General features: G+C 69.9%; 19 protein-coding genes. 8 read left to right on the top strand and 11 right to left on the bottom strand.

What is annotated here, in order from left to right; genetic code table 11:
• Window positions 1–43: 43 nt before the first annotated feature.
• The gene (locus tag ACFLIM_RS17335) at window positions 44–1,600 is read left to right on the top strand and encodes an IucA/IucC family protein (RefSeq protein WP_393166488.1); all 1,557 of its coding nucleotides are present in this window, start codon (window positions 44–46) and stop codon (window positions 1,598–1,600) included.
• 121 nt (window positions 1,601–1,721) lie between these two features.
• Window positions 1,722–2,258, top strand: coding sequence for an STAS domain-containing protein (locus tag ACFLIM_RS17330; protein ID WP_393166486.1), 537 nt, complete (start codon window positions 1,722–1,724; stop codon window positions 2,256–2,258).
• A gap of 7 nt (window positions 2,259–2,265) precedes the next feature.
• On the opposite strand, the gene ACFLIM_RS17325 is transcribed toward ACFLIM_RS17330, so the two are convergent.
• From ACFLIM_RS17325 to ACFLIM_RS17315, 3 genes are all read right to left on the bottom strand, one after another.
• Window positions 2,266–3,366, bottom strand: coding sequence for a sialidase family protein (locus ACFLIM_RS17325; RefSeq protein WP_393166484.1), 1,101 nt, complete (start codon window positions 3,364–3,366; stop codon window positions 2,266–2,268).
• 152 nt (window positions 3,367–3,518) lie between these two features.
• Window positions 3,519–4,094, bottom strand: coding sequence for a class F sortase (locus ACFLIM_RS17320; protein ID WP_393166481.1), 576 nt, complete (start codon window positions 4,092–4,094; stop codon window positions 3,519–3,521).
• A 2-nt stretch (window positions 4,095–4,096) separates the two neighbouring features.
• Window positions 4,097–4,522: a hypothetical protein gene (locus ACFLIM_RS17315; RefSeq protein ID WP_393166479.1), complete on the bottom strand. Its 426-nt coding sequence runs from the start codon at window positions 4,520–4,522 to the stop codon at window positions 4,097–4,099.
• Window positions 4,523–4,706: 184 nt separating this feature from the next.
• Here ACFLIM_RS17315 and ACFLIM_RS17310 point away from each other — a divergent pair, with 184 nt between their 5' ends.
• Window positions 4,707–6,113, top strand: coding sequence for a dihydrolipoyl dehydrogenase family protein (locus ACFLIM_RS17310; RefSeq protein ID WP_393166477.1), 1,407 nt, complete (start codon window positions 4,707–4,709; stop codon window positions 6,111–6,113).
• Between the two features lie 28 nt (window positions 6,114–6,141).
• Here ACFLIM_RS17310 and ACFLIM_RS17305 read toward each other — a convergent pair whose 3' ends face one another.
• The 4 genes from ACFLIM_RS17305 to ACFLIM_RS17290 all read right to left on the bottom strand — a co-directional run bounded on the left by ACFLIM_RS17305 (window position 6,142) and on the right by ACFLIM_RS17290 (window position 9,376).
• Complete coding sequence (locus tag ACFLIM_RS17305; protein ID WP_393166475.1) at window positions 6,142–6,558, bottom strand: STAS domain-containing protein; 417 nt, start codon at window positions 6,556–6,558, stop codon at window positions 6,142–6,144.
• A gap of 74 nt (window positions 6,559–6,632) precedes the next feature.
• Window positions 6,633–7,133 (bottom strand): MarR family winged helix-turn-helix transcriptional regulator, encoded by a 501-nt coding sequence (locus ACFLIM_RS17300; protein ID WP_393166473.1) that lies wholly within the window; start codon window positions 7,131–7,133, stop codon window positions 6,633–6,635.
• A 39-nt stretch (window positions 7,134–7,172) separates the two neighbouring features.
• The gene (locus ACFLIM_RS17295) at window positions 7,173–8,171 is read right to left on the bottom strand and encodes a hypothetical protein (RefSeq protein ID WP_393166471.1); all 999 of its coding nucleotides are present in this window, start codon (window positions 8,169–8,171) and stop codon (window positions 7,173–7,175) included.
• Window positions 8,168–9,376 (bottom strand): hypothetical protein, encoded by a 1,209-nt coding sequence (locus ACFLIM_RS17290; RefSeq protein ID WP_393166469.1) that lies wholly within the window; start codon window positions 9,374–9,376, stop codon window positions 8,168–8,170. The genes ACFLIM_RS17295 and ACFLIM_RS17290 overlap by 4 nt, the downstream gene beginning before the upstream one ends.
• 296 nt (window positions 9,377–9,672) lie before the next feature.
• Here ACFLIM_RS17290 and ACFLIM_RS17285 point away from each other — a divergent pair, with 296 nt between their 5' ends.
• The 3 genes from ACFLIM_RS17285 (at window position 9,673) to ACFLIM_RS17275 (ending at window position 14,208) form a co-directional block, all read left to right on the top strand.
• The gene (locus ACFLIM_RS17285) at window positions 9,673–11,817 is read left to right on the top strand and encodes a transglycosylase domain-containing protein (RefSeq protein ID WP_393166467.1); all 2,145 of its coding nucleotides are present in this window, start codon (window positions 9,673–9,675) and stop codon (window positions 11,815–11,817) included.
• 191 nt (window positions 11,818–12,008) lie between these two features.
• Window positions 12,009–12,980 (top strand): LacI family DNA-binding transcriptional regulator, encoded by a 972-nt coding sequence (locus ACFLIM_RS17280; protein WP_393166465.1) that lies wholly within the window; start codon window positions 12,009–12,011, stop codon window positions 12,978–12,980.
• Window positions 12,967–14,208, top strand: coding sequence for a serine/threonine-protein kinase (locus ACFLIM_RS17275; protein ID WP_393166463.1), 1,242 nt, complete (start codon window positions 12,967–12,969; stop codon window positions 14,206–14,208). The genes ACFLIM_RS17280 and ACFLIM_RS17275 overlap by 14 nt, the downstream gene beginning before the upstream one ends.
• Before the next feature lie 76 nt (window positions 14,209–14,284).
• Here the strand turns inward: ACFLIM_RS17275 and ACFLIM_RS17270 are convergent, their stop codons facing one another.
• On the bottom strand, window positions 14,285–15,667 hold the full coding sequence (locus tag ACFLIM_RS17270) for a GH12 family glycosyl hydrolase domain-containing protein (protein WP_393166461.1): 1,383 nt from the start codon (window positions 15,665–15,667) through the stop codon (window positions 14,285–14,287).
• 259 nt (window positions 15,668–15,926) lie between these two features.
• On the opposite strand from ACFLIM_RS17270, the gene ACFLIM_RS17265 reads away from it, so the two are divergent.
• Together ACFLIM_RS17265 and ACFLIM_RS17260 are read left to right on the top strand one after the other, a co-directional pair.
• Window positions 15,927–16,997: a lytic polysaccharide monooxygenase gene (locus ACFLIM_RS17265; protein WP_393166459.1), complete on the top strand. Its 1,071-nt coding sequence runs from the start codon at window positions 15,927–15,929 to the stop codon at window positions 16,995–16,997.
• Entirely contained in the window at window positions 16,994–17,506 is a 513-nt protein-coding gene (locus ACFLIM_RS17260; RefSeq protein ID WP_393166457.1) for a hypothetical protein, read from the top strand. The genes ACFLIM_RS17265 and ACFLIM_RS17260 overlap by 4 nt, the downstream gene beginning before the upstream one ends.
• A 104-nt stretch (window positions 17,507–17,610) precedes the next feature.
• Here ACFLIM_RS17260 and ACFLIM_RS17255 read toward each other — a convergent pair whose 3' ends face one another.
• The 3 genes from ACFLIM_RS17255 to ACFLIM_RS17245 all read right to left on the bottom strand — a co-directional run bounded on the left by ACFLIM_RS17255 (window position 17,611) and on the right by ACFLIM_RS17245 (window position 24,646).
• Window positions 17,611–19,194, bottom strand: a complete 1,584-nt coding sequence (locus tag ACFLIM_RS17255; protein ID WP_393166455.1) for a cellulase family glycosylhydrolase — start codon at window positions 19,192–19,194, stop codon at window positions 17,611–17,613.
• Window positions 19,195–19,259: 65 nt separating this feature from the next.
• Window positions 19,260–21,812 (bottom strand): glycoside hydrolase family 9 protein, encoded by a 2,553-nt coding sequence (locus ACFLIM_RS17250; RefSeq protein ID WP_393166807.1) that lies wholly within the window; start codon window positions 21,810–21,812, stop codon window positions 19,260–19,262.
• The gene (locus ACFLIM_RS17245) at window positions 21,755–24,646 is read right to left on the bottom strand and encodes a glycoside hydrolase family 48 protein (protein ID WP_393166452.1); all 2,892 of its coding nucleotides are present in this window, start codon (window positions 24,644–24,646) and stop codon (window positions 21,755–21,757) included. The genes ACFLIM_RS17250 and ACFLIM_RS17245 overlap by 58 nt, the downstream gene beginning before the upstream one ends.
• Window positions 24,647–24,825 lie beyond the last annotated feature (179 nt).

The following is a 24,825-nucleotide window of genomic DNA, read 5'->3' as shown; positions in this document are numbered from 1 at the left end:
CTACCCTTTGTACCCATTGTCGCCAACAGGGTAGCTACCAGGCATGATTCTGGAAATGGGGGGAAATATGCGGCGGCTGGAGGTGGACTTCGCGGCGCAGCTGGCCGCCGTGCGCCCGGACCTGTCAGCGGGGTACGCGGCGGCCCTCCCGGGCGCCCGAGCCGCCGTCCTGGGCCGTCTGTGGCGCAGCCTCCTGTACGAGCCCCTCCCCGGACTGGCCAAGGTCCGGGGCGGCGAGATCCTGCTGGTAGACGGGCGGAGGCTGACCGGGCGGGCGCGGCTGCCCCATGACCTCGGCGGCGAGCCCGCCCTCTGGCTGGACGGCCGCCCCCACACACATCCGGCCGAGCTCCTGTCCACTCTCAGCCTGCCCGGCACGGCCCGGCTGGTCGACGATCTGGACAACAGCGTCGCATCGCTGGCGTTGTCCCGCGCGGGAGCCGCCGCGCACCCCCACGCCACGACCACCCCCGAGGACCACGAACAGAGCGTGGTCGACGGCCACCCCTACCACCCGGGCTGCCGCAACCGCCCGAGCGTCTCGGTGGCCGAGCAACTCGCGTACATGCCGGAGCACCGCCCCGTCGTCTCTCTGGACCTGGTCGCGCTGCCCGCCGCCGAATGCCTGGTCGCGGGCCCGTGGCCGCTCATGGACGGCGACCGGCTGCTGCTCCCCGTGCACCCCTGGCAGACCCGGCACGTCCTGCCCGCCCTGGGCCTGCGCCCGCACATCGTGGGGGCTCTCCAGGCCCGCCCGCTCATGTCCGTACGAACTCTCGCCCCTCTCGACGGCGGCCCGCACGTCAAGACGGCGTTCGCCACGCGGATGACCTCGGACGTCAGGGACATCTCCCCCGGCTCGGTACGCGACTGCGTCCCCCTGTCGCACCTGCTGACCACCCTGGCAGCGAGGCAGGGCGGCCGCCCGCAAATCGCCCGTTACCTGGCCGGGGCCGCCGCCAAGGTGAACGGCGAGTACAGCGCCGACCTGTCCGCCATGCTGCGCGAGCCAGGAGCGGGAAACGCGATCCCGGTCGCGGCGGTCACCCGCGCGATGGTCCGCGATCCCGCCGGATGGCTGACGGCGTTCGCCCACCTGGCCCTGGCGGACACCCTGGGCCTGCTGGCGCTCGGCGCGGCGCTGGAGGCACACGGCCAGAACCTGCTGGTCGCGCTCGACGGCGACGGCTCCCCGTCGCGGCTGGTCTATCGCGACCTGGCCGACGTCAGAATCAGTCCCGCCAGGCTCGCCCGCAACGGCGTCGAACTCCCGCCGATCAGCGACAGGCTGCACACCGACGACCCCGAGGTCCTGCACGCCAAGCTTTTCGGCTCGCTCATAGGCACCACGTTCGGCAGCCTGATCTCGCTTTTCGGGCAGGGTGACCGCGCCGCGGAGTCCCGCCTCTGGGGTGTCGTGGCCGCCGCCGCACGGAACGTGTTCGACGAGCTCCCGGGCACCCCGGACGTACGAGCCGACCGAGACGCCCTGTTCGGGGCGCACATCACGGTGAAGGCCCACCTGCTCGCGCAACTGGAGGGCGCCCCGCCGGGCGACAGCTGGGCCAGGCTGCCCAATCCGCTCACCACACTGGCCTGACCGCGCTGTCGCGGAGTGCCTGGCTGTAGGCGCGGCAGGGGAGGAGGATGGCCAACAGCCGGAAATCTGCCACCGCGCCAATCACGGCTAGCGCAAAGGCGAGGGGAAGGAGCGCGTGCAGATGATGGAGTTATCGGTACGGCTCGTTCCCGTCGGCGACACTACCCTGGTGATCGCCTTGACGGGAGAGCTCGACCTGACGACCAGGCCCGTGCTGGCCGCCTTCCTCGACCCGCTGCCGCGGTCCCGGGTGAAATACGTGGTCGTGGCGGCGGCGGAGCTCTGGTTCTGCGACCTGAACGGCCTGGAGCAACTCGCGATCACCCATCGCGCCCTGCGCGACAAGGGCGGCCACCTGGCCGTCGCCGAGGCCCAGCCGCCCCTGCGCCGCCTCATCGCGCTGATGACGGAGCGCACCCAGCCCGTCATCCCGGTGTACGCGAGCATGCCGGACGCCCTGGCGGGCACCGACGTCGAGACCTACAAACGGCCGGCGCCACCCGTGACCCGCCACCTGCCGCACCTGCGCACCGTGCAACGCCTCCCGCTCCACGGCCGCTCACGCACCCCCCGCAAGCCGCCCCGCCCCGAGGAAACCGGCCCGTCCCCCCCGATCACCATCCACTCTCCACCCACCGGCACTGCGACAACCACCTGAGGTACATCTAGGCGGCGAGTTCGGCGAGCGGGATGCGGCGGAAGACGATGCTCTCGTACGGGCCGAAGTTGCCCGTTTCGAACAGCAGCCCCACCGTTCCCCCGTCCAGCCTGACCAGGTCCGAGTATGCCGCGGGCAACCCCGACACCGTGTGGGCGGTCCGCCAGGTGACGCCGAGGTCGTCGCTGGCGCGTACCGTCATCGACGCCCGCGCGTCCGGTGCCGCCGGGCCTGAGAACAGCAGCACGTCCGGCGACGCGCACCACAACACGCTGCCTTCCACCACCGGCCCGACCAGCCCGGCCTGCGGGCGGAAGGGCAGCTCCAGCGCCTGCCCACCGTCGGAGGAGTAGGCGTCGGCCCTGGTCCCGGGGGCGGTGGAGTCGGTGCGGGTGTTGACGTAGACGCGCCCGCCGGGCAGCTCGGTCGCCGTGGTCTCGTTGACGTTGACGTAGCCGTCCGGATTGTCGTCGACGTACCCGATACGCCAGGTCTTGCCGCCGTCGTCGCTGAGCAGCGAGTGGCCGCCGTTGTACTTGCCCTCGGTGCCGTTGTCGGTCCCGCCCGGCGGCAGGGAGTGGTTGGCGGGCACCACGATCCGCCCGGCGTGCGAGCCCTGCCGCAGCTCGACGGCGTGCCCGGGGGCGGTCGCGTACCAGCGCCACTCCGGCCGCTTCACGCTGCCGGTGATCTCCGCGGGCGCCGACCAGGTGACCCCGTCGTCCTCACTGACCTGCACGAACACCCGTCGCCCGTCGGCCGCCGGCACCTGGCCGCGCCTGATCTTGTCCTCGGTCGCCGTCGGCCCCTGCCTGACGTACACCAGCACGATCCTGCCGTCGCCCAGCACCACCGGCGCCGGGTTGCCCGCGGTGCCCCGGCGCGGCTCCGTGGCGACCACCTGCAGGTTTCCCCACGTCGCGCCGCCGTCCGACGACCGCCTGAGCACCAGGTCGATGTGGCCGGAGTCCCCGGCAGAGGTGTGCCGCCCCTCCGCGAACGCCAGCACCGTGCCTGCCCCGGTCACCACAACCGCGGGGATCCGGTACGTGTTATAGCCGTCGGTCGACTGCCGGTACGCAACCGACGTCGGATAACGATCCGCCATGCGGGCACGCTACGGCTTCCGGGTTAACGGCCCCCGACGAAGGGCGTACATGGAGACGAATGTGGCCGGCGGTGGAGCAGGGGCATATCGGTGTGGGCGTGGCTGTGCCGCCGAAGAGTCGGCTCCTCGGCGGCACAGGTGAGGGTGCTGGTTCAGCTGGCGAACACGATCACGTTGTCGCGGTAGCTGCGGTGGGCGCGGTCGAACGTCCCGCCGCACGTGATCAGGCGGAGTTGGGTGCCCCGGCCCGAACCGTAGACCTCCTTGTCGGGGATGCGGCTCTTCGGGTAGCGGGCCAGGCGGCCGACCCTGAACGTGGCCGTGCTGCCGTCGGCGCGGTCCACGTGGATGCGGTCGCCCTTCCGCAGCTCGCGCAGCCGGTAGAACACCGCCGGCCCGGTCTTGGAGTCGACGTGACCCGCGATCACGGCGACGCCTTTCTCGCCCGGCTCGGGTCCGGCCTTGTTCCATCCCACCCGGTCGAACCTCGCGGGGGCGACCAGGCTGCCCTTGGCGTCCAGCCGCAGCGGGATCACCCGGGTGGAGATGCCGATGGCGGGGATACGCAGCCGTACTGGATCGGCCAAGTCAACTGACGCCACCGAGGCGGCCCCCGCGACCGCCACCGGCTCCGCGGCCCCGCCCGCGGCCGGGGTGGTGGCGTTCGTTGTGGAGCAGGCTCCGGTCGCGAGCAGGGCGCAGGTGGCGGCCGCCACGAGCAGGCGCATGGTCAGCTCCCGGCCCAGAACACGCGCCGCAGCCAGTACGCCCCGACACCGAGCAGCCCGGCGCCCGCCAAGCTCAGCGGCACCAGCGGCACCGCCCTGCTCTCGGCGGACACGCTTTCCGTGCTTCCGATGTCAGTGGTCCCGCTTCCGGCAGTGCCGTCCCCGGCGGTCCCGCCCATCCCGGTGTCGACCCCGCCGCTGGGAGCGTCGTCGTCATCGTCGTCGTCCCGCGTGGCCCCACCGACGCCAGTGTCCACCCCACCGCGCGGAGTGCCGTCGTCGTCATCATCGTCGTCCGAGGGCGTGGCGACGTGGACGGCGGTCGGGGCGGCTGCGTGTGCGCCTGCCGTCATGAAGATCGTGCCCGTGGTGCCCAGTCCGAGCGCGACCGCCATTACGAGCAGGAGCCGCTGTAACGTGTGACCCATGTGAGCCTCCTGGTGTCCTCCGCGGGCTTTCCGCGGCTGACCTCAGGCTCTCGGGCGGCCGTTGGGCCACCATGAGCACGAGATGAAAGGTCTCTCACCCACGCACCCCCCGGCGGGGAGAACCCAGCGGGTTGCTGTAATCGTGAAAGAGTTCATCCATAGGCGAGTGGTACTGGAGGCAGGCGTGGCTGACGAGTTCGACGTCATCGTGATCGGCGCCGGTCCCGCCGGTGAGAACGTCCTGGACAGGGCCGTGCGCGGCGGCCTGACCGCGGCGATCGTCGAAGATCGGCTGGCCGGCGGCGAGTGCTCCTACTGGGCGTGCGTGCCCAGCAAGGCGCTGCTGCGGCCGATCGATCTGGCCGGCGAGGTGCGCCGGGTCCCCGGTCTCGATCTCGGGCCGATCGACGTGGACGCGGTGCTGGCCAGGCGCGACGAGGCCATCGGAAACTACGACGACACCGGGCAGGTGCGCTGGATCGAGGGGGTCCCGGCCGAGTTCGTACGCGGTCGCGGCCGGCTCGACGGCCCCAAGCGGGTGCGCGTCACCTTGGACGACGGCGGCGAGCGGGTGCTGACGGCCAGGCAGGCCGTCGTGCTGGCCACGGGCAGCACCCCGGTGGTGCCGCCGGTGCCCGGGATGGCCGAAGCGGCCCCGTGGACCAGCCACGAGGTGACCGCGGCCAAGGAGATTCCCGAGCGGCTGGCGGTGCTCGGCGGCGGCGTGGTGGCCTGCGAGATGGCCCAGGCCATGCATGGGCTCGGCGCCCGGCAGACCACCGTCCTGGTACGCGGCGGCGGCCTGCTGGGCAAGATGGAGCCGTTCGCGGGCGAGATGCTGGCCGAGTCGTTCGCCGAGGCGGGGATCGAGGTGCGCACCCACACCCAGGCCGTCCGGGTCGAGCGTCCCGAGCCCGGCGGGAAGGTGACGCTGCACCTGCCGGACGGGCCGCCGCTGGAGGCCGACGAGCTGCTGGTGGCCACCGGCCGCCGGGCCGCGACCCGCGGGCTGGGCCTCGGCACGGTGGGCCTGCCGGACGACGCTCCCGTCGAGGTGGACGACAGCATGCGGGCGACCGCCGTCTCCGAGGGCTGGCTGTACGCCGTGGGCGACGTCAACGGTCGCGTACTCCTCACGCACATGGGCAAATATCAGGCCAGGGTCTGCGGTGACGTGATCGCCGCACGGGCCCGCGGCGACGAGTTGCCCGCCATGCGCGATCTCGCGGGCGGCTACGGCGCGCCGCAGGTCGTGTTCACCGATCCGCAGATCTGCGCGGTCGGCCGCACCGAGGAGGCGGCTCGGAAGGCGGGCTTCCGGGTTCGCGCGGTGGACTACGACATGGGCGCGGTCACGGGGGCGTACCTGCTGGGCGACGGCTACCGCGGCCGGGCCAGGGCGGTCGTGGACGAGGACAGGAAGGTGCTGCTGGGCGTGACGTTCGCCGGGCCCGGCGCGGCCGAGCTACTGCACGCGGCCACGATCGCGGTGACCGCCGAGGTGCCGCTCGACCGGCTCTGGCACGCCGTCCCGTCCTTCCCGACGGTGAGCGAGGTCTGGTTGCGGTTGCTGGAGACGTACGGGCTCTGAGTCTCCTGTACGCGCGCTGGAGACGAACCTAGCCGGGACTTTCCGGCCCGCTCACCCGCATGACCACGGACGGCGGGACGGGTCCCGCGAGGTTACCCGACTGCGTCATCAGCTCCGCCACCGTCTTCTCGACGCTGTCGCGCAGCTCCACGTGTGACAGCAGGTCCGTCAGCCGCAACACCGACAGCAGATGGCCGGAGGGACGGACCAGGATGATCCTCCCGCTCCCTTCCTCCTCCATCCGCTGCATCGCCATCGCCAGCACCCCGATGACCGAGGAGTCGTAGAAGTCCAGGTCGGCCAGGTCGAACACGAGAACGGGGCCCTCCGACCAGTCCCACACGGCCTCGATCCGGGCGCTGAAAAGGACTCGGCCCGCGTGGTCGAGCTGACCGCTTGCGCGGATGACCGTGCAGTGCAGATGCCGGATCGTCTCGATTCGCAAACCGCTCCTGCCCACATTGACAAACTGCCCGCTCAGCGGCGATATCACAGAAGATCGCCATTTTTCCCGACCTATTAAGCTCCGCGCTCCTCCTGGTTACCGTCGAGGAGCTTGCGCAGGATTTCGGCCAGCGTCTCGGCCTCCTCGGGGGTGACGGGGGAGGCCAGGCGGGCCATGTTCGCGGCGTGCTCGGTGAGCGTGTCGTCGATGATCCGCAGTCCCTTACGGGTCAGCCGGACGCGGAAGCTGCGCCGGTCGGCCGGGTCGAGGCTGCGCTCGACCAGCCCGGCGGCCTCCAGCCGGTCGAGCCGGTTGGTCATGCCGGCCCGCGACATCATCAGCACCGCCGACAGCTCCGACGGAATCAGCGTGTACGGCGGCCCCGCCCGGCGCAGCGCGGCCAGCACGTCGAACTCGCCCTGGCGCAGGCCGTGCTTGCTGAAGACCTGGTCGATCCGCGGCTCCAGGATCCGCATCACCTGGGCGAGCCGCCCGAACATGCCCATGGCCGACAGGTCGAGATCGGGCCGCTCGCGCCGCCACTGCTCGAGGATCCTGTCGATAGCGTCGCCCATGAAAGCATCTTATTCGAGCCGGGATAGTTCAATCCCGTACTACTGGGACGTACAGGACTCCAGCGTGGGGACGGAGCCCTGGCGTGGGGCGACGAGCACCAGGTACGGCGACTGCGTAGCGCTGGGCAGCGCGAGTTCCATGACGTTCCCCTGCGCGCGCTGCTCCGGCGCCCCCATGTCCCCGTCCCTCACGCTGAGGACCCGCTCCACGGACGGCGCCGCCGTACCGAACAGCTTCCGGCCCGCGTGCCGCAACCAACGCAGCTCGCTGTGCATCCGCCGCCACGTCACCGGCAGGACGCTGGCCGCCTCCGCCCTCGTGCCCAGCCTGAACGTGAGCCGCCCGCTCGACCCGAACGTGTCCTTGAGCACCGGGTTGACCACGAACAGGCCCGAACGCAGCACCCGTACCCCCTGCCGGTTGCGGTTCGCCAGGCCGCCGGCGCTGATCAGCGACGACAGCTCGCAGCGCGCCCCGTCCAGCGTGTCCGGGTCGAAGTCCACCGCGGGAGGCTCCTCGAACACGACCTTGTTCAGCCGCAGCCCCGCCACGCCGTCGGGCGCGACGAGGCCCGACACGGCCTGCCTGACCTCCTCGCGGACGCCGTCGCCCTCCGTGATGTCCAGCACCTCGACGCAGATCAGGCCGTCGTCGGGGATCTCCTCGGCGGTCAGGTCGAAGGGCACCTGGACGAGCGCCCGCCGGCCCTTCAGCAGCGCGCACTGGCGCAGCCGCCCCTGGCAGCGGACCTGCACGAGCCGCGGCAGCGGGCTCGCGGGCTCGGTCCTGCCGGTGTGCCAGCCGCTCACGGACAGCTCGTCCGTGGACAGGGACACCCGCACCCGCAGCGGCCGCCCTTGCGCGGCCACCTTGAACCCGGCCAGCCCCGACGTCTCGAACCTGCCCAGGATCTGGGCGCCCCGGCGCAGCCTGTCGGTCACCTGCAGCGCGGAGACGTCGCCGCTGAGCAGGTGGACGGGCGGGATCGCGGGGAGGATCACCGGATCGAGGTCGGTGGCGGATTCTGCGCTGCTCATCGGGTGCTCCTCACGGGGGTGCCCACTGGGGTGAAGGTGACGGCCGGGTCCTGGAAGTCGAATCGGGAGAGCACGGGTTCGCGCCTGTCCCACATGCGGCGTACCGCGTCGTAGAGGGGATCGCCGTCGCGCTCCACGTGCAGCAGGTTGACGGCGAGCGTGCGCGCGTAGTCGGCACCGTGCTCCCAGTGCGGCAGGAGCTGGGTGGGCACGTCGGCGCCGCAGCGGCGCAACCAGAGCCACAGGCGGGCGCGCTCGCGCTGCTCGGGCCCGAGGATGCTCTCGCCTTTCGCATGCCTGGCGATGGCCTCTCCGAGCAGCACGCGGTGTTCGGCGGGCGAGCGGGCGACGTGCGTGGCGCCGCAGGCGCTGCCCTCCGACCAGCCGGCCTGGATGACGGGGATGCCGAAGGCGGGCAGGTCGCTGTCCCTGAATGTGACGCCCACGTCCGCCAGGCTCCAGAGGATGTTCGTGGTCAGGGCGCCGGTCACGCACCTGATCCGAGGGTGGTCGTGCGCGACGGGGTCGAGGAAGAGCCAGTTCGCGGACTGGTCCGACGCGGCGAACTCCGCCGTCGTCTCGAACAGCTCCCTGTCCTCGGGCGCGTGACCGAACACGGCGATCGTCGGCCGGTCGGCGTCGATGCCCAGGCGGGCGCAGCCGTAGTAGCGGAGCTGGCGGCGTTCGGTCTCCGTACGGATCTGGTAGCCGCTCTTCGAGCGCCAGGCCACCCGCTCCGCGCTGGGCCAGATGGCGGACCTGCGCGGCCAGACGTGCCGTTCGAAGAACGCGCCGACCCTGGCGGGCAGCTCGTCCTGGAAGGAGCACGCGCCCTGGCCGGGGAACAACGCGTACGCCTTCAGCCCCCCGGTGCCGTGAACGTGCACCACCGGGATGTCCCCGCGCACCCCGCGATCCGGCCGGCTGGTGACCAGCGCGGCCGGCGGCGCCTCCGGCCGGGCGTCACCGGTGGCGCCGAACGCCTCGGCCAGCCGCTTCCACTCCGGGTCCGCCAGCACGAACAGCCGCGCCGAGAGCAGGCCGCAGAGTGCCTTCGCCACCATGAGCGTGCGCACCACGACCCTGATGTCCTGGCTGTACGCCTCCGCCACGACACAGCTCTCACCACTGCGGCTTTCGCCGCAAAATGTCCTGACGGCGGAGAGCAGCTGATCGAAGTGCTCGCCATCCCCGACACGACGCATAAGCCCCTCCCCCATGGCCGGCACGAAACGCCTTAGTAGACGCTGCCAGAACCGGAGCCACGCGCCCCGCCGTCAACACGCTTCTTTGCCTGTGGTTGGGGAAACCCGGCCCGACGAGTACGGGCCCCCGCGCCGATGACCACCGCCAAGCGTCCAAAAGTGACCAAAAACACCATGTGCGGCGCGAACAAAATCGCTCTCTGCGGGGTCAAAGCTTTTACATGGAGCAGGTCATGGCGGGGTTTAGGATGCACCCTATTGCCACGAGTGGGAGGAATTTCCGCATGGGTTCCCGTATGTCGAGTATCACGCGCCTGACCGGTGCGGCGGTGGCGGCCGGCGTGGTGTTCGCGGCCATCGCGCTGCCCGCGGTCGGGGGCACGGGAGCCATGTTCGTCTCGGCCTCGGAGGACCTGGGCATCAAGCCCGAGGAGCTCAAGGAGCCCCCACTCGCTGAGAAGACGACGGTGCTCGACGCCAAGGGCAACCCGATCGCGCAGTTCTACGAGGAGTACCGCGAGAACGTCACCCTCGACGAAGTGGCCGAGTCCATGAAGACGGCCATCATCTCCATCGAGGACTACCGCTTCTACGAGCACGGCGCGATCGACATCGAGGGCACCGTCCGCGCCCTGGCCAAGAACGTGACCTCGGGCGGGATCGCCCAGGGCGGCTCCTCCATCACCCAGCAGTACGTCAAGCAGGTGCTGCTCAACTCGGCGTCGACCGAGAAGGAGAAGAACGCGGCCCTCGAGGCCAGCTACGCCCGTAAGCTCAAGGAACTGCGGTACGCGATGGCGGTCGAGGCGAAGTACACCAAGGACCAGATCCTGGAGAAGTACCTCAACATCGCCTACTTCGGCGGCGGCGCCTACGGGGTGGAGGCGGCGGCCAAGCGCTTCTTCGGGGTGAACGCGTCCGAGCTGAACCTGGCGCAGGCCGCGACCCTGGCCGGCGCCGTCCAGGACCCCAACTCGACCGACCCCAACCTGGGCAAGGACCAGCGGGCGCGGCTCCTGAACCGGCGCGACACCGTGCTCAACAGGATGGCCGAGCTGGGCAAGATCACGACGGCGGAGGCCACCGAGGCCAAGGCCAAGAAGCTCGGATACAAGGGCACCCCGCTGCCCGGCGGTTGCGGGGCCAGCGACTATCCGTACTTCTGCATGTACGTGCGCAACGAGATCCTCAGCAACCCGGTCTTCGGCAAGACGAAGAAGAGCAGGACGCAGTTCCTCAACAGGGGCGGCCTGACGATCCAGACCACGCTGGACCCGGAGATGCAGCATGCCGCCGAGCAGGCCATCAAGAAGCACGTGAACGCCTCCGACAACCCGGTCGCCTCCGAGGCCCTGGTGCAGCCGGGCACGGGCCAGATCAAGGCCATGGCCGCCAGCCGCAAGTACGGAAATTCCAAGCGTAAGAACGAAATGTCGTACAACGTGGTCGCGGACGCCGTGCACGGCGGCGGCATCGGCTTCCAGGCCGGCTCGACGTTCAAGACGTTCACCCTGCTCACCGCGCTCAAGCAGGGCATGAAGATCAACGATGGCTTCACGGTCGGCAGCGGCTACCGGGCGCCGTACTACTCCTCGTTCAAGAACTGCAAGGGCGAGAACATCGGCGACCCCTCGCACACCGTCACCAACGACGAGGGCGGCGGCGGCTTCAAGTCGCTGGCCACCGGCACCTGGGGCTCGGTGAACACCTTCTTCCTGACGCTGGAGCAGAAGGTCGGCCTGTGCAACGTGATCAAGACGGCCCAGTCGCTGGGCATCAAGCGGGCCGACGGCCAGAAGCTGCAGGAGTACGAGACGTTCACCCTCGGGATCAACGAGATGGACCCGGTGACCGTCGCCAACGCGTACGCCGCGGTCGGAGCGCGCGGCAAGTACTGCGCGCCCATGGCCATCACCAAGATCACTGATCGCTACGGCAAGGTGACCAACTACCAGCCCAAGTGCAAGCAGGCCTTGGACCCCGAGGTCGCGGACGCCGCGGCGAACATCCTGTCCGGCGTGTTCACCAAGGGCACGATGCGGAGTGTCGGCGGCATCGGCCGCCCGGCGGCCGGCAAGACCGGCACCACGGACGCCCAGTCCACCGCCTGGTTCGCCGGATTCACCCCGGACCTGGCGGGGGCGGTCAGCATCGGCGACCCGCGCGGCGCGAACGACCACAAGCTGAACAACATCACCATCGGCGGCCGGTACTACGGCTCGGTCTTCGGCGCGTCCGTGCCGGGGCCGATCTGGAAGGACACCATGCTGGCCGCGTTGAAGGACGTCCCGCCGACCGACTTCACCCCGGTGAACACAGCCCGCTTCGGCGGTTGCGGCCAGAGCTGCCAGCCCGTCCGGACGCAGCCCGACCCGGGGGGCGACAACGGCACGAACGGCCCGCTGGACGAGGCGAACATAGGCACCGCCCAGAACAACTGACCCCAGCCGCCCGGGCATCGGCCTGTCCGGGCGGCCCGGCACAGAAACCTCTGACGGTTACCACCGCCCCTAGCTGAGCAAATTCGGAATACGTCCGCACAGTGGGACGCACTCGCTGCAAAGGCCCTATTAACAACGGCGAAACATTGGTAACGTGGGAGCGCTCCCAGGCTCTTTCCGCGAGGTGCTCCATGACCGAGCAGCCCACACTGGCACAGGTGGCGGCCGCTGCAGGGGTTTCCCCCGCGACCGCGTCTCGGGTCCTCACGGGCTCGGTGCGGGTCAGTACCTCGACCCGCCGGCAAGTGTACGACGCCGTGTCCCGCATGGGATACGTCCGACAACGCGCACCACGGGGAACGGCCGCCAAGACCCTGGCCGACGGCGTCACAGCGGTGATCTGTGACCACCTCCCCCGCCTCTTCTCCGAGCCCTACTACGCCAGGCTCCTGTCCGCCGCGGGCGCCGTGATCGCCGAGCACGGCACCCACCTCATGGTGACCACCGTCACCCCGACCTCGTCCACGCTGCCCGCCTTATCGGGCGCGGTGTTGATCGTGGGCGCCAGAGAGAGGCATCCGCTGGCGATCAAGTTATCCACCTCGGGCATCCCCGTGCGCAACATCGGCCGCCCGCCCCACGACCTCAAGCTCCCGTACGCCGACGTCGACAACCTCGACGGCGGCCGCCAGGCGGCGGAGCACTTCCTGCTGACCGGCCGCCGCAACGTCGCCGCCATCGGCGGCCCCCCGTCCTTACCCGCCGCCCGCGATCGATTGCAGGGCCTCGTACGCACCCTGCAGGCGGCGGGCGCCCCCGACGTGCCGGTGGCCTACGGCGACTTCACCGCCGCGTCCGGCACCCACGCCATGCAGTGGCTGTTACGCCACGCCCCAGGACTGGACGCCGTCTTCGTCGCCTCCGACCTGATGGCGGCGGGCGCGATCCAGGCACTGCGCAGGGCCGGGCGCAAGGTTCCGGCGGACGTCGCGGTGATCGGGTTCGACGACGCCCCGGTCGCCAGGCACACCCAACCCACACTCACCACCATCCGCCAGCCCGTCGAGGAGCTCGCCACGGTAGCCACCCGGCTGCTCCTGACGGGGGCCGCGGGGATCGACCCCGTCCTCCCCACGGAACTGGTCGTCCGTGAGTCGGCTTGAGCCTGGGGATGTGCTGGCCCGCCGGTATCTGTTGCTGGATCCGCTGGCCCGCGGGGGCATGTCGGTCATCTGGCGTGCCTTCGACCAGTCGCTGCACCGCATGATCGCGGTCAAGGTGCTCACCGCCTCGCTGCACGCCGACCACGGCGAACGCGTCAGCGTACGCAGCGAGGCCCGCGCCGCCGCCAGGTTCATCCATCCGGACTCGATCGAGATCTACGACTACGGCGAGACCGTCACCACGAACGGCGGCGTGGCGGCCTACGTGGTCATGCCGCTGCTCGACGGCACACCGCTGGCCGAACGCGTCGAGCAGGGCCCGCTGCCGTGGACCGAGGCGGCGGCCATCGCGCTGCGGCTGGCGCGGGTCCTGATGGCCGGGCACGCCCGCGGCCTGGTCCACCGGGACGTCACGGCGGAGAACGTGCTGCTCACCGCCGACGGCCCCAAGCTGCTCGACTTCGGCATCGCGGCCTGGGCCGGAGATCCCGACGACGACCGCGGCACCCCTCCCTACGTCGCCCCCGAACGGCTCCTGGGCGCGCCGACCCATTCCGCGGTCGACGTCTACGCCCTCGGCGTGCTGCTGCACACCATGATCACCGGGCGGACGCCGTACCCGGAGACGACGTGGGAGGAGATCGAGGCGGCCCGCAGGACGGCTCCCCCGCCCCGGATCGCCGGCGTGCCGCACGCCGTCGCCTCGCTCTGCCAGCGCTGCCTGGCGGACCGGCCGGAGGAGCGGCCCACGGCGGCGGAGATCGTCGCGGCGCTGACCTCCACGCTCGGCACGGCGACGCTAGGGCGGCACGTCCGGCGCGGCCTCACCGTCGCGGGGTCGGCGGCGATCGCGCTCTCCGCCCTGCTGTGGTTCCAGCAGACGGGGCTGCAGCAGCCGGAGAGGGCGGCCAAGCCGCCGCCGTCCCCCACGGCCACGCTCGTCGAGAGCTCGCCGGCCGCGGCGGTGACCGTCGAGCAGGCGCTGGACGGCTTCCAGACCGTCCTTGAGGCCAAGACACCCTGCGGCGCGACCGACGCCGACGTGGTGCTCGACCTCAAGCAGGTGCTGTACGCCACCGTGACGCCGCAGGGCCCGTACGAGTCGGATACGGAGGGCCTGCGCCGCAAGCTCTCCGACCGCCTGCGGGAGGGCCGGCTCTCGCCCGCCTGCCTGAGCGAGCTGCAGGCCAGGCTCGACGTCATCGACGCCGCGCTGAAACGGGAGTGAGGAGGGGTACGGCAGCACCAGCCGTACCCCTCGAGTCGCCCGACCGTGCCCCTCGCAAAGCACGGCCTGGCGAGCCTTAGGCCGAGCTCCGGCAGGTGTAGCCCGAGGGGACCTGCGTGTTGCCGTTGGGCCTGCTCGCCTGGTAGCCGAAGCTCGTGGCGGCGTTCGGCCCCAGGTTGCCGTTGTTGCCGTTGTTCCTGGCCGTGACGGTCTGGCCGTTGACGGAGAGGTTCGCGTTCCAGGAGCCGGTGATCGTGTGCCCGGCCGGGAGCGTGAAGGTGACCGTCCAGCCGCTGATCGCCGAGGTGCCGCGGTTGGTGACGGTCACCGGCTGGATGACGTAGCCGTTGTTCCAGGCGGTCTGGGTGGTGGCGGCGACCGCGCAACCTCCGCCGCCGCCCCCGCCCGTCTGGGTGGTCACGGTGGCCGTGCCGGACATCTGTGAGAGGTTGCCCGCGCCGTCCCTGGCCTGGATCCGGTAGCGGTAGGTGGTGGCGGGGAGCAGCCCCGTGTCGGTGAAGGAGGTCGTGGTGCTGCTGCCGACCCTGGCGAAGGCGTCGCCGGTCGCGCGCAGGATGTCGTAGCCGGCCAGGCCGCTGCCGCCGGTGTCGGTGGCGGCTCCCCACGACAGGTTCGTGCTGGTCGAGGTGGTGCCGGAGGTGGTCGGGTTGCCGGGCACGCTCGGCGCCGTGGTGTCCGTGCCGCCGCCCGACGAGCCGTAGGAGAAGGAGTTGACCGCGAGTCCCGCGCCGCCGATCCAGGGCTCGAAGCCGGCCTGCACGCTGGTGAGGTACCACGACCGCTGCGCGTAGCCGCGGCTGACCGCGTCGGCGTAGAAGGTGTTGATCGTGAAGTCGAGCGAGGAGGCCGCCGAGGTGCGCACGTACGAGATCACGTTCCAGCCGGAGTTGCCGAACCAGACCTGCCAGGTGCCGCCCGCCAGGTTCACGGTGCCGACCTGCGAGCCGACGGGCTGGATCGAGCCCTGCTTGTTGAGCCAGATCATCATCTCGGCGCCGGTGTTCTGGCCGTCGGTGCGCGGGGTGGGGTCGAACCAGATGTCGTAGGCCGCGTCCCAGGTGCCGCTGCTCGGGTAGCTCATGCTCACGCTGGTCCGCAGCGAGTTGAACGCGGAGGCGCTGGCCTGCATGGGCAGGTTGCTGCCGGTGCTGCAGTTGGCGTAGTGGCAGCCCGCGTAGATCGCCGGGTACGAGGCCGGGGCTCCGTTCGTCGGCTTGTTGTGCGCGGCCTGGGTGACCGTGAAGCCCCCGTTCTGGTTGACGTCGATGCATTGTGCGGTGTCGGCGCCCCAGACGTTGTTGATCACGACGTAACGGCCGCTCTGGACGGTGGTCGAGCCGAACTTCTCGCACAGCACCGGGGCGGCCTGTGCCGGGGCGGCGAACAGGCCGGTGGCGAGTAACGCCCCGATGATCAGGTAGATGTGCGCGTGCCTCATGGCATGTTGCTCCCGCTTCTGTGTACGAGGGAGATGCTGGGAGCGCTCCCACCCATCAGCCTTCCGGGGCCGTCCACGTACGGCAAGCGCACACGACCGCGTACACCTGCGCCGGGGCAGGCCACCAGGGCAACCGTGACCAAGATCGGCTGAAAGTTTCACAGCGCGTTGTCGAAGCCGTGAGAGGCATGATTCAATGCGCTGGCCGGGCGGGCTGTTCGTGGGCAGGTTCCTCTGTCGTCAGCGCTAGGGAATCCCCATGAGGTTATTCAAGTCGGCGGCGCTCACCGCCGTCATGGTTCTGATCACGACTGTCCTAATGGTGCCCACGCAGGCACAGGCGCACGGGGTGTCGATGTTCCCCGGCGCCAGGACGTTCCTGTGCTGGCAGGACGGCCTGCGGGAGAACGGGCAGATCATCCCCTACAACCCCGCCTGCGCGGCCGCCGTCAACCAGAGCGGCGCGACCCCCCTGTACAACTGGTTCGCGGTGCTGCGCTCCGACGGCGCGGGCCGGACCACCGGCTTCATCCCCGACGGGCAGCTCTGCAGCGGCGGCACCGGCGGGCCCTACGACTTCACGGCCTACAACGCGGTCCGCTCCGACTGGCCGCTGACCCACTTGACCTCGGGCGCCAGCATCCAGATGCGGCACAGCAACTGGGCGCAGCACCCGGGCGCGTTCAACTACTACATCACCAAGAACGGCTGGAACCCGAACGCACCGCTGAAGTGGTCGGACCTGGAGCCGTTCGGCAGCGTCACGAACCCGCCCGCCAACGGCGGTCCCGGCGGGCTCAACTACTACTACTGGAACGCCCAGCTCCCGTCCGGCAAGAGCGGGCGGCACATCATCTACACGCACTGGATCCGCTCGGACAGCAACGAGAACTTCTACAGCTGCTCCGACGTCGTCTTCGACGGCGGCAACGGCCAGGTGACGGGTGTCGGCCCCGGCGGCAGCACCCCCACCGCCACTCCGACGGTCACGCCGACGGTCACGCCGACCGACCCCGTGCCGGGCGGCTGCTCGGCGACGTGGAAGGCCACCAACACCGGCTGGGCCGGCCACTTCCAGGGTGAGGTGACCGTGCGCAACACCAGCACCAGCTCGCTCAACGGCTGGACGGTCAGGTGGACCTACAGCGGCGGCCAGGGCTTCGAGGGCGCGCCGTGGAACGGCGTGCTGAGCGGCCAGCCACCGAACGTGGCCGTCAAGAACGCCACGTACAACGCGCAACTCGCGCCGAACGCGACCACCACGTTCGGCTTCAACGCCACCGGCTCGATACCGAGCCCCGCACCCACCCTGACCTGCTCCAGCCCGTGATCAGAACGCGTCGCGGGCTAGTCGCGGCAATCGTCACCCTGGCCGGCCTGACCCTGGCCGGGGTGATGCTTTTCGCCGCCAGGCAGGAGTCGTCCCGGCTGAACGATGAGCTCGCCGCCGAGGTGACGCGGATACTGGAGCAGTCCTCGCCCGAGGAGCACCATGCGCACGGCCACGACTTCGACTCGCGCGTCGTGTGCGCGGTGGAGCCCTTCGGGACCGAGCCGGCCGACGCGTCCTCCCTCGTCGAGGTGAAGTGGGTCTACGCCCGCCACATGTGCGCGATCACCGGCGACAGCAGCGACTGGTCGTACTCCGTGCGCGCCTCGGGCCCGATCGCCGTCCGCCTCGGCATCCCGCCCCTGGTGAAGGTGCCGGAGCCGGGCGTGGGCTACCCCGAGCGGGTCAGGCAGCTCATCCCCGCGCGCTACCACGCCGAGGCGTTGGCCGAGTTCCAGGACGACGCCGCGATCGATGCGGCGCGTCAGAGGTTCGCCCAAGCCAAATAAGAACACAAACGGACGCGGCCGACTGGAGGAATCGGCCGCGTCCGTCCCATCCGGGCGGGATGGTGTCGTTAGGCAGGGTTGATGCTTCGCCTCACCTCCTCAGGTCAGTTCGCACAGGTGTAGCCGGAGGGAATGGACGTGTTGCCGTTCGGCCGGCTGGCCTGCAGACCGAAACTCGTCGAAGCGTTGGGCCCCAGGTTGCCGTTGTAGCTCAGGTTCTTGGCCGTCACGGTCTGGCCGCTGACCGTCACCGTGGCGTTCCAGGAGCCGGTGAGCGTGTGCCCGGCGGGCAGCGTGAACGTCACCGTCCAGCTCGTCCTGGCCGAGGTGCTGGTGTTGGTCACGGTCACGGGCTGCACGACGTAGCCGTTGCCCCAGTGGCTCTGCGCGGTGCCCGCGGCCGTGCAGCCGCCGCCACCGCCGCCGCCGCTCAGTGTGGTGAAGGAGGCGGTCGGGGACTGCGCGGACTGGTTGCCCGCCGCGTCCCTGGCCTTCACGTACACCTGGTACGCGGTCGCCGCCGACAACCCGGTCAGCGTGATCGAGTTCGTGGCGGTGGTGCCGAGCGGCGTGCCGGTCGAGGTGTAGACGTCGTATCCGGTCACGCCCACGTTGTCCGTCGCGGCCGTCCAGGTCAGGGTGGCCCCCGACGAGGTGATGTTCGAGGCCGACGGGGTGCCGGGAGTGCTCGGCGGGGTCGGGTCGGTGGTGCCGCCGCCGTAGATCGAGGCCTGCTTGGAGGTGGCCGCGATGCCGTTGGCGCCGTTGAACAGCCGCTGCCCCCACGAGGTGAGCTGGGTGACGTCGAAGTTGGTGACCTGGTCGAGGTACTCGACGCCGCCGCCGTTGCCGCTCCACGACCAGCCCAGGTAACCGAGGCCGCGGCTCACGGACTGGGCCATGATCGTGTCCTCGTCCGGGTTGCCGTCGGAGTGGTTGAACCCGAACTCGCCGACCACCAGCGGCAGCCCGGCGGTCCTGAACGCGTCCATGTAGGCGGTGATCTCCGCAGCCGTGTCGAAGACGCCGTACATGTGGATGGAGAAGATCGTGTTCTTCCTCGGGTCGCTGTCGAAGACCGCCCGCGCGTTGTCGCGCATGCCGAACTGCCAGTCCTGGCCCCAGTTGGGCGCGTCGACCATCAGCGCGTGGTCGAAGCCGTTGGTGCGCAGCTTCTGGATCGCGGCCGTGGTGGCGGCGGCCCAGCCGGGGGTGACGGCGTTGTTGCCGATCGGCTCGTTCCCGATGTTGACGATGATGTAGTCCTCCTGGCCGACCAGGGCGGACTTGACGCTGATCCAGTAGTTGGCGGCCTGGTCCAGGGTGTAGGCGCCGCTCTGCTCGCCGTACCCGGTGGTGTCGTGGTTCTCCAGCACGCAGATGAGCTTGTTCTGCTTGCAGAGGGAGACGACGTTGGCCACGTCGGAGACCGAGTTGGCGGGCCAGCGGCCGCCGCTGAGCACGACGCGCACGGTGTTGGCCTTCAGCGACTTGATGTCGGCGAACGCCTTGGTCTGCGTGGCGTACCAGGTGTGCGCGTGGCTGGTGCCGCGCATGACGAACTCCTGGCCGTTGGCCTCCAGGATCTTCGTGCCGCTGACGTGCAGGCCGGTCGCGGCGTTCGCGGGGGCGGCCGGTATGGCCAGCAGGGCCAGGAGACACGCCAGTGCGGTGAGCAGTGATCTCATGTGCTGCCTTTCACTGAGCTGTGGAACCGCCCCCGCCGCGGCTGCGACGGGGGCGGGGTCTTCACTCAGGCGGGGGTGCAGGTGATCGGATCGGGGGTGGTGGGTGTGCCGTTGGCGATGAAGCCGAACGTGGTGGTGCCGCCCGGGGCGAGCGCGCCGTTGTACGTCTCGTTCCTGACGGTGACGGTGGAACCCGACACCGTGTGCCGGCCGCCCCAGAGCTGGGTGATCTGGTTCGCAGACGTCCAGGTGACCGTCCAGCCGGTGGTGGCGGCGGTGCCGTTGTTCTTCACCGTCACCTCGGCCTGGAACGCGCCGCCCCACGAGTTCGCCACGTTGTACGTCGCCGCGCACCCGCCGGGCGGCGGCGTGGTGGTGTTCGAGGTGGTGAACGACGTGCTGTCCGACGCCGTGGAGGAGTTGCCCGCCGCGTCCCGAGCCACCACGTTGACTGTGTAGGCGGTGTTAGGGGTGAGCCCGCTCAGGTCGAAGGACGCGCTCGTGGCCGTGCCTGCCTTGGTGGACCCCAGGTAGACGTCATAGCCACTCACACCAACGTTGTCCGTGGCGGCGGTCCAGCTCAGCTTCGCGGTTGAGCCCGTGATCCCGGAGACCGCGGGCTTGCCCGGTTTGCTGGGCGCAGTCTGGTCCGCTTCCTCCGGCCCAGGGGGCTCACCCCAGATCTTGGTGGCGCCGCTGTAGAGAGTGATGTTCTGGGTCCGCACGGGCGTCGTGCCGGGTGTGGTGGGGATGCCCCGATACGACCAGTCGTTGGCCGGGTCCCACGTGCCCGCGCTGGAGATCCTGAACTGCACCTCCCTGCGGTGCTGCGACTGCCCCGCCGGGGCGATGACCTGGCCCGAGCAGTCGATGTTCACGTAGTACGTGCTGCCGCTCGCCTGGTGCAGCGTGGGCGCCTTGCACTGCGTGTAGGCCGACGACACGCTGATCTGCGAAGCGGTCGTGGTGCCGTCAAGGGTGAAGTAGTAGCGGAACGAGCCGTCGGACAGGACCCTGGCGGGCCAGGCCGACTGGTTGCGGACGATGGCCTTGATCTCGGTGAAGTTGGTCCCCGAGGCGTTCACCCCGGCCTCGACGAAGATCTCGGGCCCGTCCGGCGTCTCCGCCACCGGGAAGTTCGCCGCGGGCGCTCCGCCGTACTCCTTGTAGAGCCGGGCCAGCGCGCTGGTGAACCCGGCGTTGTAGTCGGTGGCGACCTCGTTCATGACGTAGTCGTCGCGCTTGTCGGTGTAGGCGTCGTTCGGGTCGGGCGGTCCGCCGACGAGCGCTCCGTACAGGGTGTGGCGGCTCTGCTCGGGATTGGTGATCTGGTCGGTCCACGAGCCGTGCGCCGTGCGGTGGTGCGGGTTCTTCGGCGGGTTGGCGCCGAACCCGATCAGGTAGGAGGAGTTGCGCGGGTTGTCGCCGAGCGCGTAGTTGATCTGCCGCACCGCGAAGTCGTGGTAGCGGGCCTTGCGCGTGGCATCGGTGATGGTGTCACTGTGCACGAGCGCCGCGAACGCGGTGTTGGCCGCGTACCGCAACGACCCCCACCGATCCAGTACGGCCTGACCGCCCGGCGAGTACGCCACCTTGGCGCCGTTGACGCCGACCGTCCACCAGTCGAGCCACCGGTTGGCGTCGTCCAGGTAGCGCTGCTTGCCGGTCAGCTTGTGCAGCAGCACGTACGCGCCGTACGACTTGTCGTCCCACGCGATCGTCCACTTGTACGACTTGGTGGTGGTCTGCGGCTCGTTGCCGAGGTTGTCGTAGCCGGTCTCGGCCTTGGCCAGATAGGAGGCGTCGTTCGTGGCCCGGTAGAGCCAGATCGCGCCCCACACCAGCTCGTCGTTGAAGCCGCTCCACGAGTTGTAGTAACCCTGGGCGTCGCCGATGCAGTCGCTGTACTTCTTCCTGACGGTGTCGGCGAAGGAGTAGAGCTGCTTGGCGTGCGTCACCAGCGTGTCGGCATAAGACGGATTTGTCGGGCGGAAGACGATCGAGGACGCCGCCATCGCGGCCGCCGTCTCCCCCGCCAGATCCGACCCGCCACACGACGCGTCGATCTTGTACGCGGGCCGCGCCATCGACATCGCCTCGGCCGGACCCCACCAGGCGTGGTCCGTGCCGCCGTTGCCGACCTGGCCGTAGAGCACGTTGGCGGAGGGGTGGGCCTTGATGAAGTAGTCGTTGACGAACTTGAGATTGTTCAGCAGGTGGGTGAGCTGGCCGGAGGAGGCGTAGGCGTCGCGGTAGTCGACCGCGCCCCAGGCCAGCATCGTGGCGGAGAACGCCATCGGGAAGCCGAACTTGACGTGGTCGCCCGCGTCGTACCAGCCGCCCGTGAGATCCACTCCGACGTCCTTGCCGTCGTTCATGCCCGAGTCGCCGCGCCACCCGACGCGGCTCCACGCGGGCTTCGCGCCCGACTGCTGGGCCTCGTAGAACCACAACGACTTCTGCAGCGCCTCGCCATAGGCGAAGGCAGGAGCGGCGTGGGCCGCCGGCCCTGCCCACAGAAGGGGCAGGACCAGCGACACCACGGCTATCAGTGCTCTTCTCACGGGAAGAGCCGCCCGTACTCGGCGAGGGCGACGGCCACGTCCACCTGCGCCCAGAACCGGTGGTAGTTGAACACCGGCGCCGGTCCCGTGCCCTGCAGGAAGGAGTTGACCTTGGCCCAGTCGGGGTCGTTGCGGTAGAACGACCTGATCGAGATGAACGTCGAGTTGGAGTTGATGGCGTCGCCGTTGGGCATCTCGCCGTTCCAGCCCGGCGGTACGTAGACCGGGTCGTCGATGCGGTTGTAGTCGGTCTTGGTCTCCGGCACCGACACGCCCTTGGCGTCCCGCTTCGCCCAGACGCCGTCGAGCAGCGACTTGGCCATGTTCCGCGCCGCCGTGTTGTTCGCCTTGGCGGCGTAGTACATGAGCACCTTGGCGTACGCGCCGGCGACGCCCACGTCGTTGGTGTAGTCGGCGATCGTCACGTGCAGGCCGGGGTTGGCCGGGGGCATCCCGGTGCCACTGAAGTTGCCCGCGGGCTGGCCGGTCCAGCGCAGCGTGGACGGGATCTGGTACGTGCCGTCCGCGTTGATCGTGGTGTTGGCCATGGCCCACGTGACCCACTTGTCGAGCAGCGCCTTGGCGTCGGCGTTGCCGTTGGCGTAGTAGAGCTCGGCCACCCGCTCCATCGACCATGCCTGGAACCCGAACCACTGGTTGGACGGCGGGTCGTGGTAGACCGGCTGCCAGTCATAGGCCATACCGAAGAACTTCGGCAGGGTCGTCGGCGGGGCCGCGTAGTGACCGTCCCAGCTGTTGGTCGCGCCACCGGCGATGGCGCCCTCGGCGGACTGCAGCCAGGTGTAGAACTGCAGCTGCCTGGTCAGGCTGGCCGTCCAGTCGGCCGAGCCGGTCGAGCTCTTGGGCTTGAGCTCGGTCACGTTCGCCAGCGCCCAGGCCGCCAGCGGGTTCTGGTAGCCGGCGTGGTTGTGGCTGGAGCCGATGCGCCAGGCCCATCCCGCGCTGGCGTCGGTCGCGCCGCCCCAGGCGTAGTACCAGCTCAGCAGGTAGTTGGAGGCGTTCTTGCCGGTGCCGGCCGGGCACGAGGGGCTCGTGCAGCCGGGCTGCTTGAAGTACTTGTCGTACATCGAGTAGCGCAGGTAGTCGCCCATCTTGGCGGCCTTGGTCACCGTCGCGGAGATCTGCGAGTCCTTGCCCTGCGCCTTGGCCCAGGTCAGCGCCCAGTAGGCGGCCTGCACGGCCCGCGCGTCGGCGTCGGGGGCGTTGGTGTACTTCCACTGCTTGGCGTAGGAGCTGTCCTTGATGAACAGGTCCAGGTAGCCGTTGGTCCCGCCGTGGGCGAAGGTGTCGCACGACGGCTGCGGGATCGTCTCGAAGACCGACTCCTCGGGACCGCGCTGGTAGGTGTTGATGTAGGCGGGCTTGGTCGTGCCGTCGCCGCAACGGCCGAAGCCGTAGGTGTTGTCGACGTCCAGCAGCCAGTGCATGCCGTAGATGTCGCGGGTGCCGTACGCGCTCTGCAGCTCACCGGCCAGCGGGTCAGTGCCCACCGAGACGCCGGAGTCGATCTGCGACGGGTAGCTGCTGATCGTGTTGTACTCGGCCGCGTACGTGGCCGGCTTCGACGCGTTGTAGAAGGAGTTCGTCGGCTGGTCGGCGGTGGCCGGGATGATGTACCTCTCCATCGACGCCCACGCGTTGTTGAACTTCGTCCAGTCGCCGGTGACCTGCCCGTAGGTCGCCTCCAGCCACAGGTAGTAGCTGTAGGCCTCGGACGTGGTCTCGTGCCCGTGGTCCGGCGCCTCGACCATGAACGTCTCGACCGAGTGGTACGGCACGCCCTCGGGCGAGAAGTAACCGTTGGCCGGGTCGTGCAGCTCGTTGTACATCTCGACGAAGCGCTGCACGTACTGGTTGTCGCCGCCGACGTCGTCGTCCGCCTCGCTGGCGGTGACGTCCACCGCGGTGTAGCCGGTGGCGCTCACCCTGAACACGGCCGAGCCGCTCGCCGTGTCGGAGTCGTTGGCCGCGGCCAGCGTGACGTTCTGCGCGGTGTTCCAGTTGGACGGCGTGAAGGTCCGGGTGGCGGTGCCCGAGACCGTGAGGTCGGCGTCACCGCTGGCGCGGGCGACCGAGACCGTCACGTTCGCCGTGGGCGCCTGCGACAACCGCACCCCGAAGCTCGCCGTCCCCGCCTCCGGCACGGACAGGCTCGTCGGGCTCACCACGAGCGCGGGACCCGTGTTCTGCGAGACCGTGATCCCGACGGGCGCCGAGGTCGTGGTCGCGCCGCCGTTGTCGGTGGCCCTGGCGGTGATCGAGTAGCTGCCCGCCGCCACGTTCGCCCAGCTGAAGCTGTACGGCGCCGAGGTGTCGGTGCCCAGCAGCGTGGTGCCCTGGTAGAAGTCGACCTTGGCGACCGTGCCGTTGGCGTCGGCGGCGTTCGCGGCGATCGGCACGGTGGCCGGCGCGGTGAACGTCTGCCCGGCGGTCGGCGAGGTCAGCGACACGGTGGGCGGCGTGTTGGCGCCGCCGCAGGTGGTGCCGTTGACGCTGAACGAGGTCGGGCTCGGGTTGCTGCCCGTCCAGGTGCCGTTGAACCCGATGTTGGTCGAGGCACCGGTGCCCAGACTGCCGTTGTACGGCATGTTCGTGGCGGTCACGCGGGTGCCCGACTGGCTCCAGTTGGCGCTCCAGCCGGTCGGGGTGTACTTCTGGCCGGTGGTCGGGAAGTCGAAGGCCAGCGACCACGACGTGATGGGGTCTCCGGTGTTCTTCAACGTGATGCTGGCGGTGAAGCCGCCCTGATTGGTGCCACTCGTCCACTGGTTGGCCGTGTACGTCACGTCGCAAGCCACGGCCGCCTGGGCGGGACCGGCCGCCACGGCCGTGGTCATGCCCGCGACGAGGACGAGCGTCGTGGCCACGGCGAGCCGCCTCGATAAGCGCGTCAGAAGGGAAGGAGGTCTGTGCTTCACGGGATCTCCATGGGAGTAGGTGTGTGGGAGCGCTCCCAAAGGGGATTGTCGGTGCCATCCCGCGTATGTCAACGGAATGGCATCCCGGTAACCCCCGTGTTTCCTCTCACCAGGCTGCCCGGGATGAA

Origin of the sequence: Nonomuraea marmarensis (assembly GCF_043197025.1) — a bacterium.
Lineage (GTDB): Bacteria > Actinomycetota > Actinomycetes > Streptosporangiales > Streptosporangiaceae > Nonomuraea > Nonomuraea marmarensis.
The sequence above is the reverse complement of the archived record's forward strand: the minus strand, read 5'-3'. Positions and strand labels throughout refer to the sequence as shown.

Bases quoted from the DNA above. Each gene is read 5' to 3' on its own strand.
- ACFLIM_RS17335 (WP_393166488.1), top strand. From the start codon at position 44: ATGATTCTGGAAATGGGGGGAAATATGCGGCGGCTGGAGGTGGACTTC.
- ACFLIM_RS17330 (WP_393166486.1), top strand. From the start codon at position 1,722: ATGATGGAGTTATCGGTACGGCTCGTTCCCGTCGGCGACACTACCCTG.
- ACFLIM_RS17325 (WP_393166484.1), bottom strand. From the start codon at position 3,366: ATGGCGGATCGTTATCCGACGTCGGTTGCGTACCGGCAGTCGACCGAC.
- ACFLIM_RS17320 (WP_393166481.1), bottom strand. From the start codon at position 4,094: ATGCGCCTGCTCGTGGCGGCCGCCACCTGCGCCCTGCTCGCGACCGGA.
- ACFLIM_RS17315 (WP_393166479.1), bottom strand. From the start codon at position 4,522: ATGGGTCACACGTTACAGCGGCTCCTGCTCGTAATGGCGGTCGCGCTC.
- ACFLIM_RS17300 (WP_393166473.1), bottom strand. From the start codon at position 7,133: ATGGGCGACGCTATCGACAGGATCCTCGAGCAGTGGCGGCGCGAGCGG.
- ACFLIM_RS17295 (WP_393166471.1), bottom strand. From the start codon at position 8,171: ATGAGCAGCGCAGAATCCGCCACCGACCTCGATCCGGTGATCCTCCCC.
- ACFLIM_RS17290 (WP_393166469.1), bottom strand. From the start codon at position 9,376: ATGCGTCGTGTCGGGGATGGCGAGCACTTCGATCAGCTGCTCTCCGCC.
- ACFLIM_RS17285 (WP_393166467.1), top strand. From the start codon at position 9,673: ATGTCGAGTATCACGCGCCTGACCGGTGCGGCGGTGGCGGCCGGCGTG.
- ACFLIM_RS17280 (WP_393166465.1), top strand. From the start codon at position 12,009: ATGACCGAGCAGCCCACACTGGCACAGGTGGCGGCCGCTGCAGGGGTT.
- ACFLIM_RS17270 (WP_393166461.1), bottom strand. From the start codon at position 15,667: ATGAGGCACGCGCACATCTACCTGATCATCGGGGCGTTACTCGCCACC.
- ACFLIM_RS17265 (WP_393166459.1), top strand. From the start codon at position 15,927: ATGAGGTTATTCAAGTCGGCGGCGCTCACCGCCGTCATGGTTCTGATC.
- ACFLIM_RS17255 (WP_393166455.1), bottom strand. From the start codon at position 19,194: ATGAGATCACTGCTCACCGCACTGGCGTGTCTCCTGGCCCTGCTGGCC.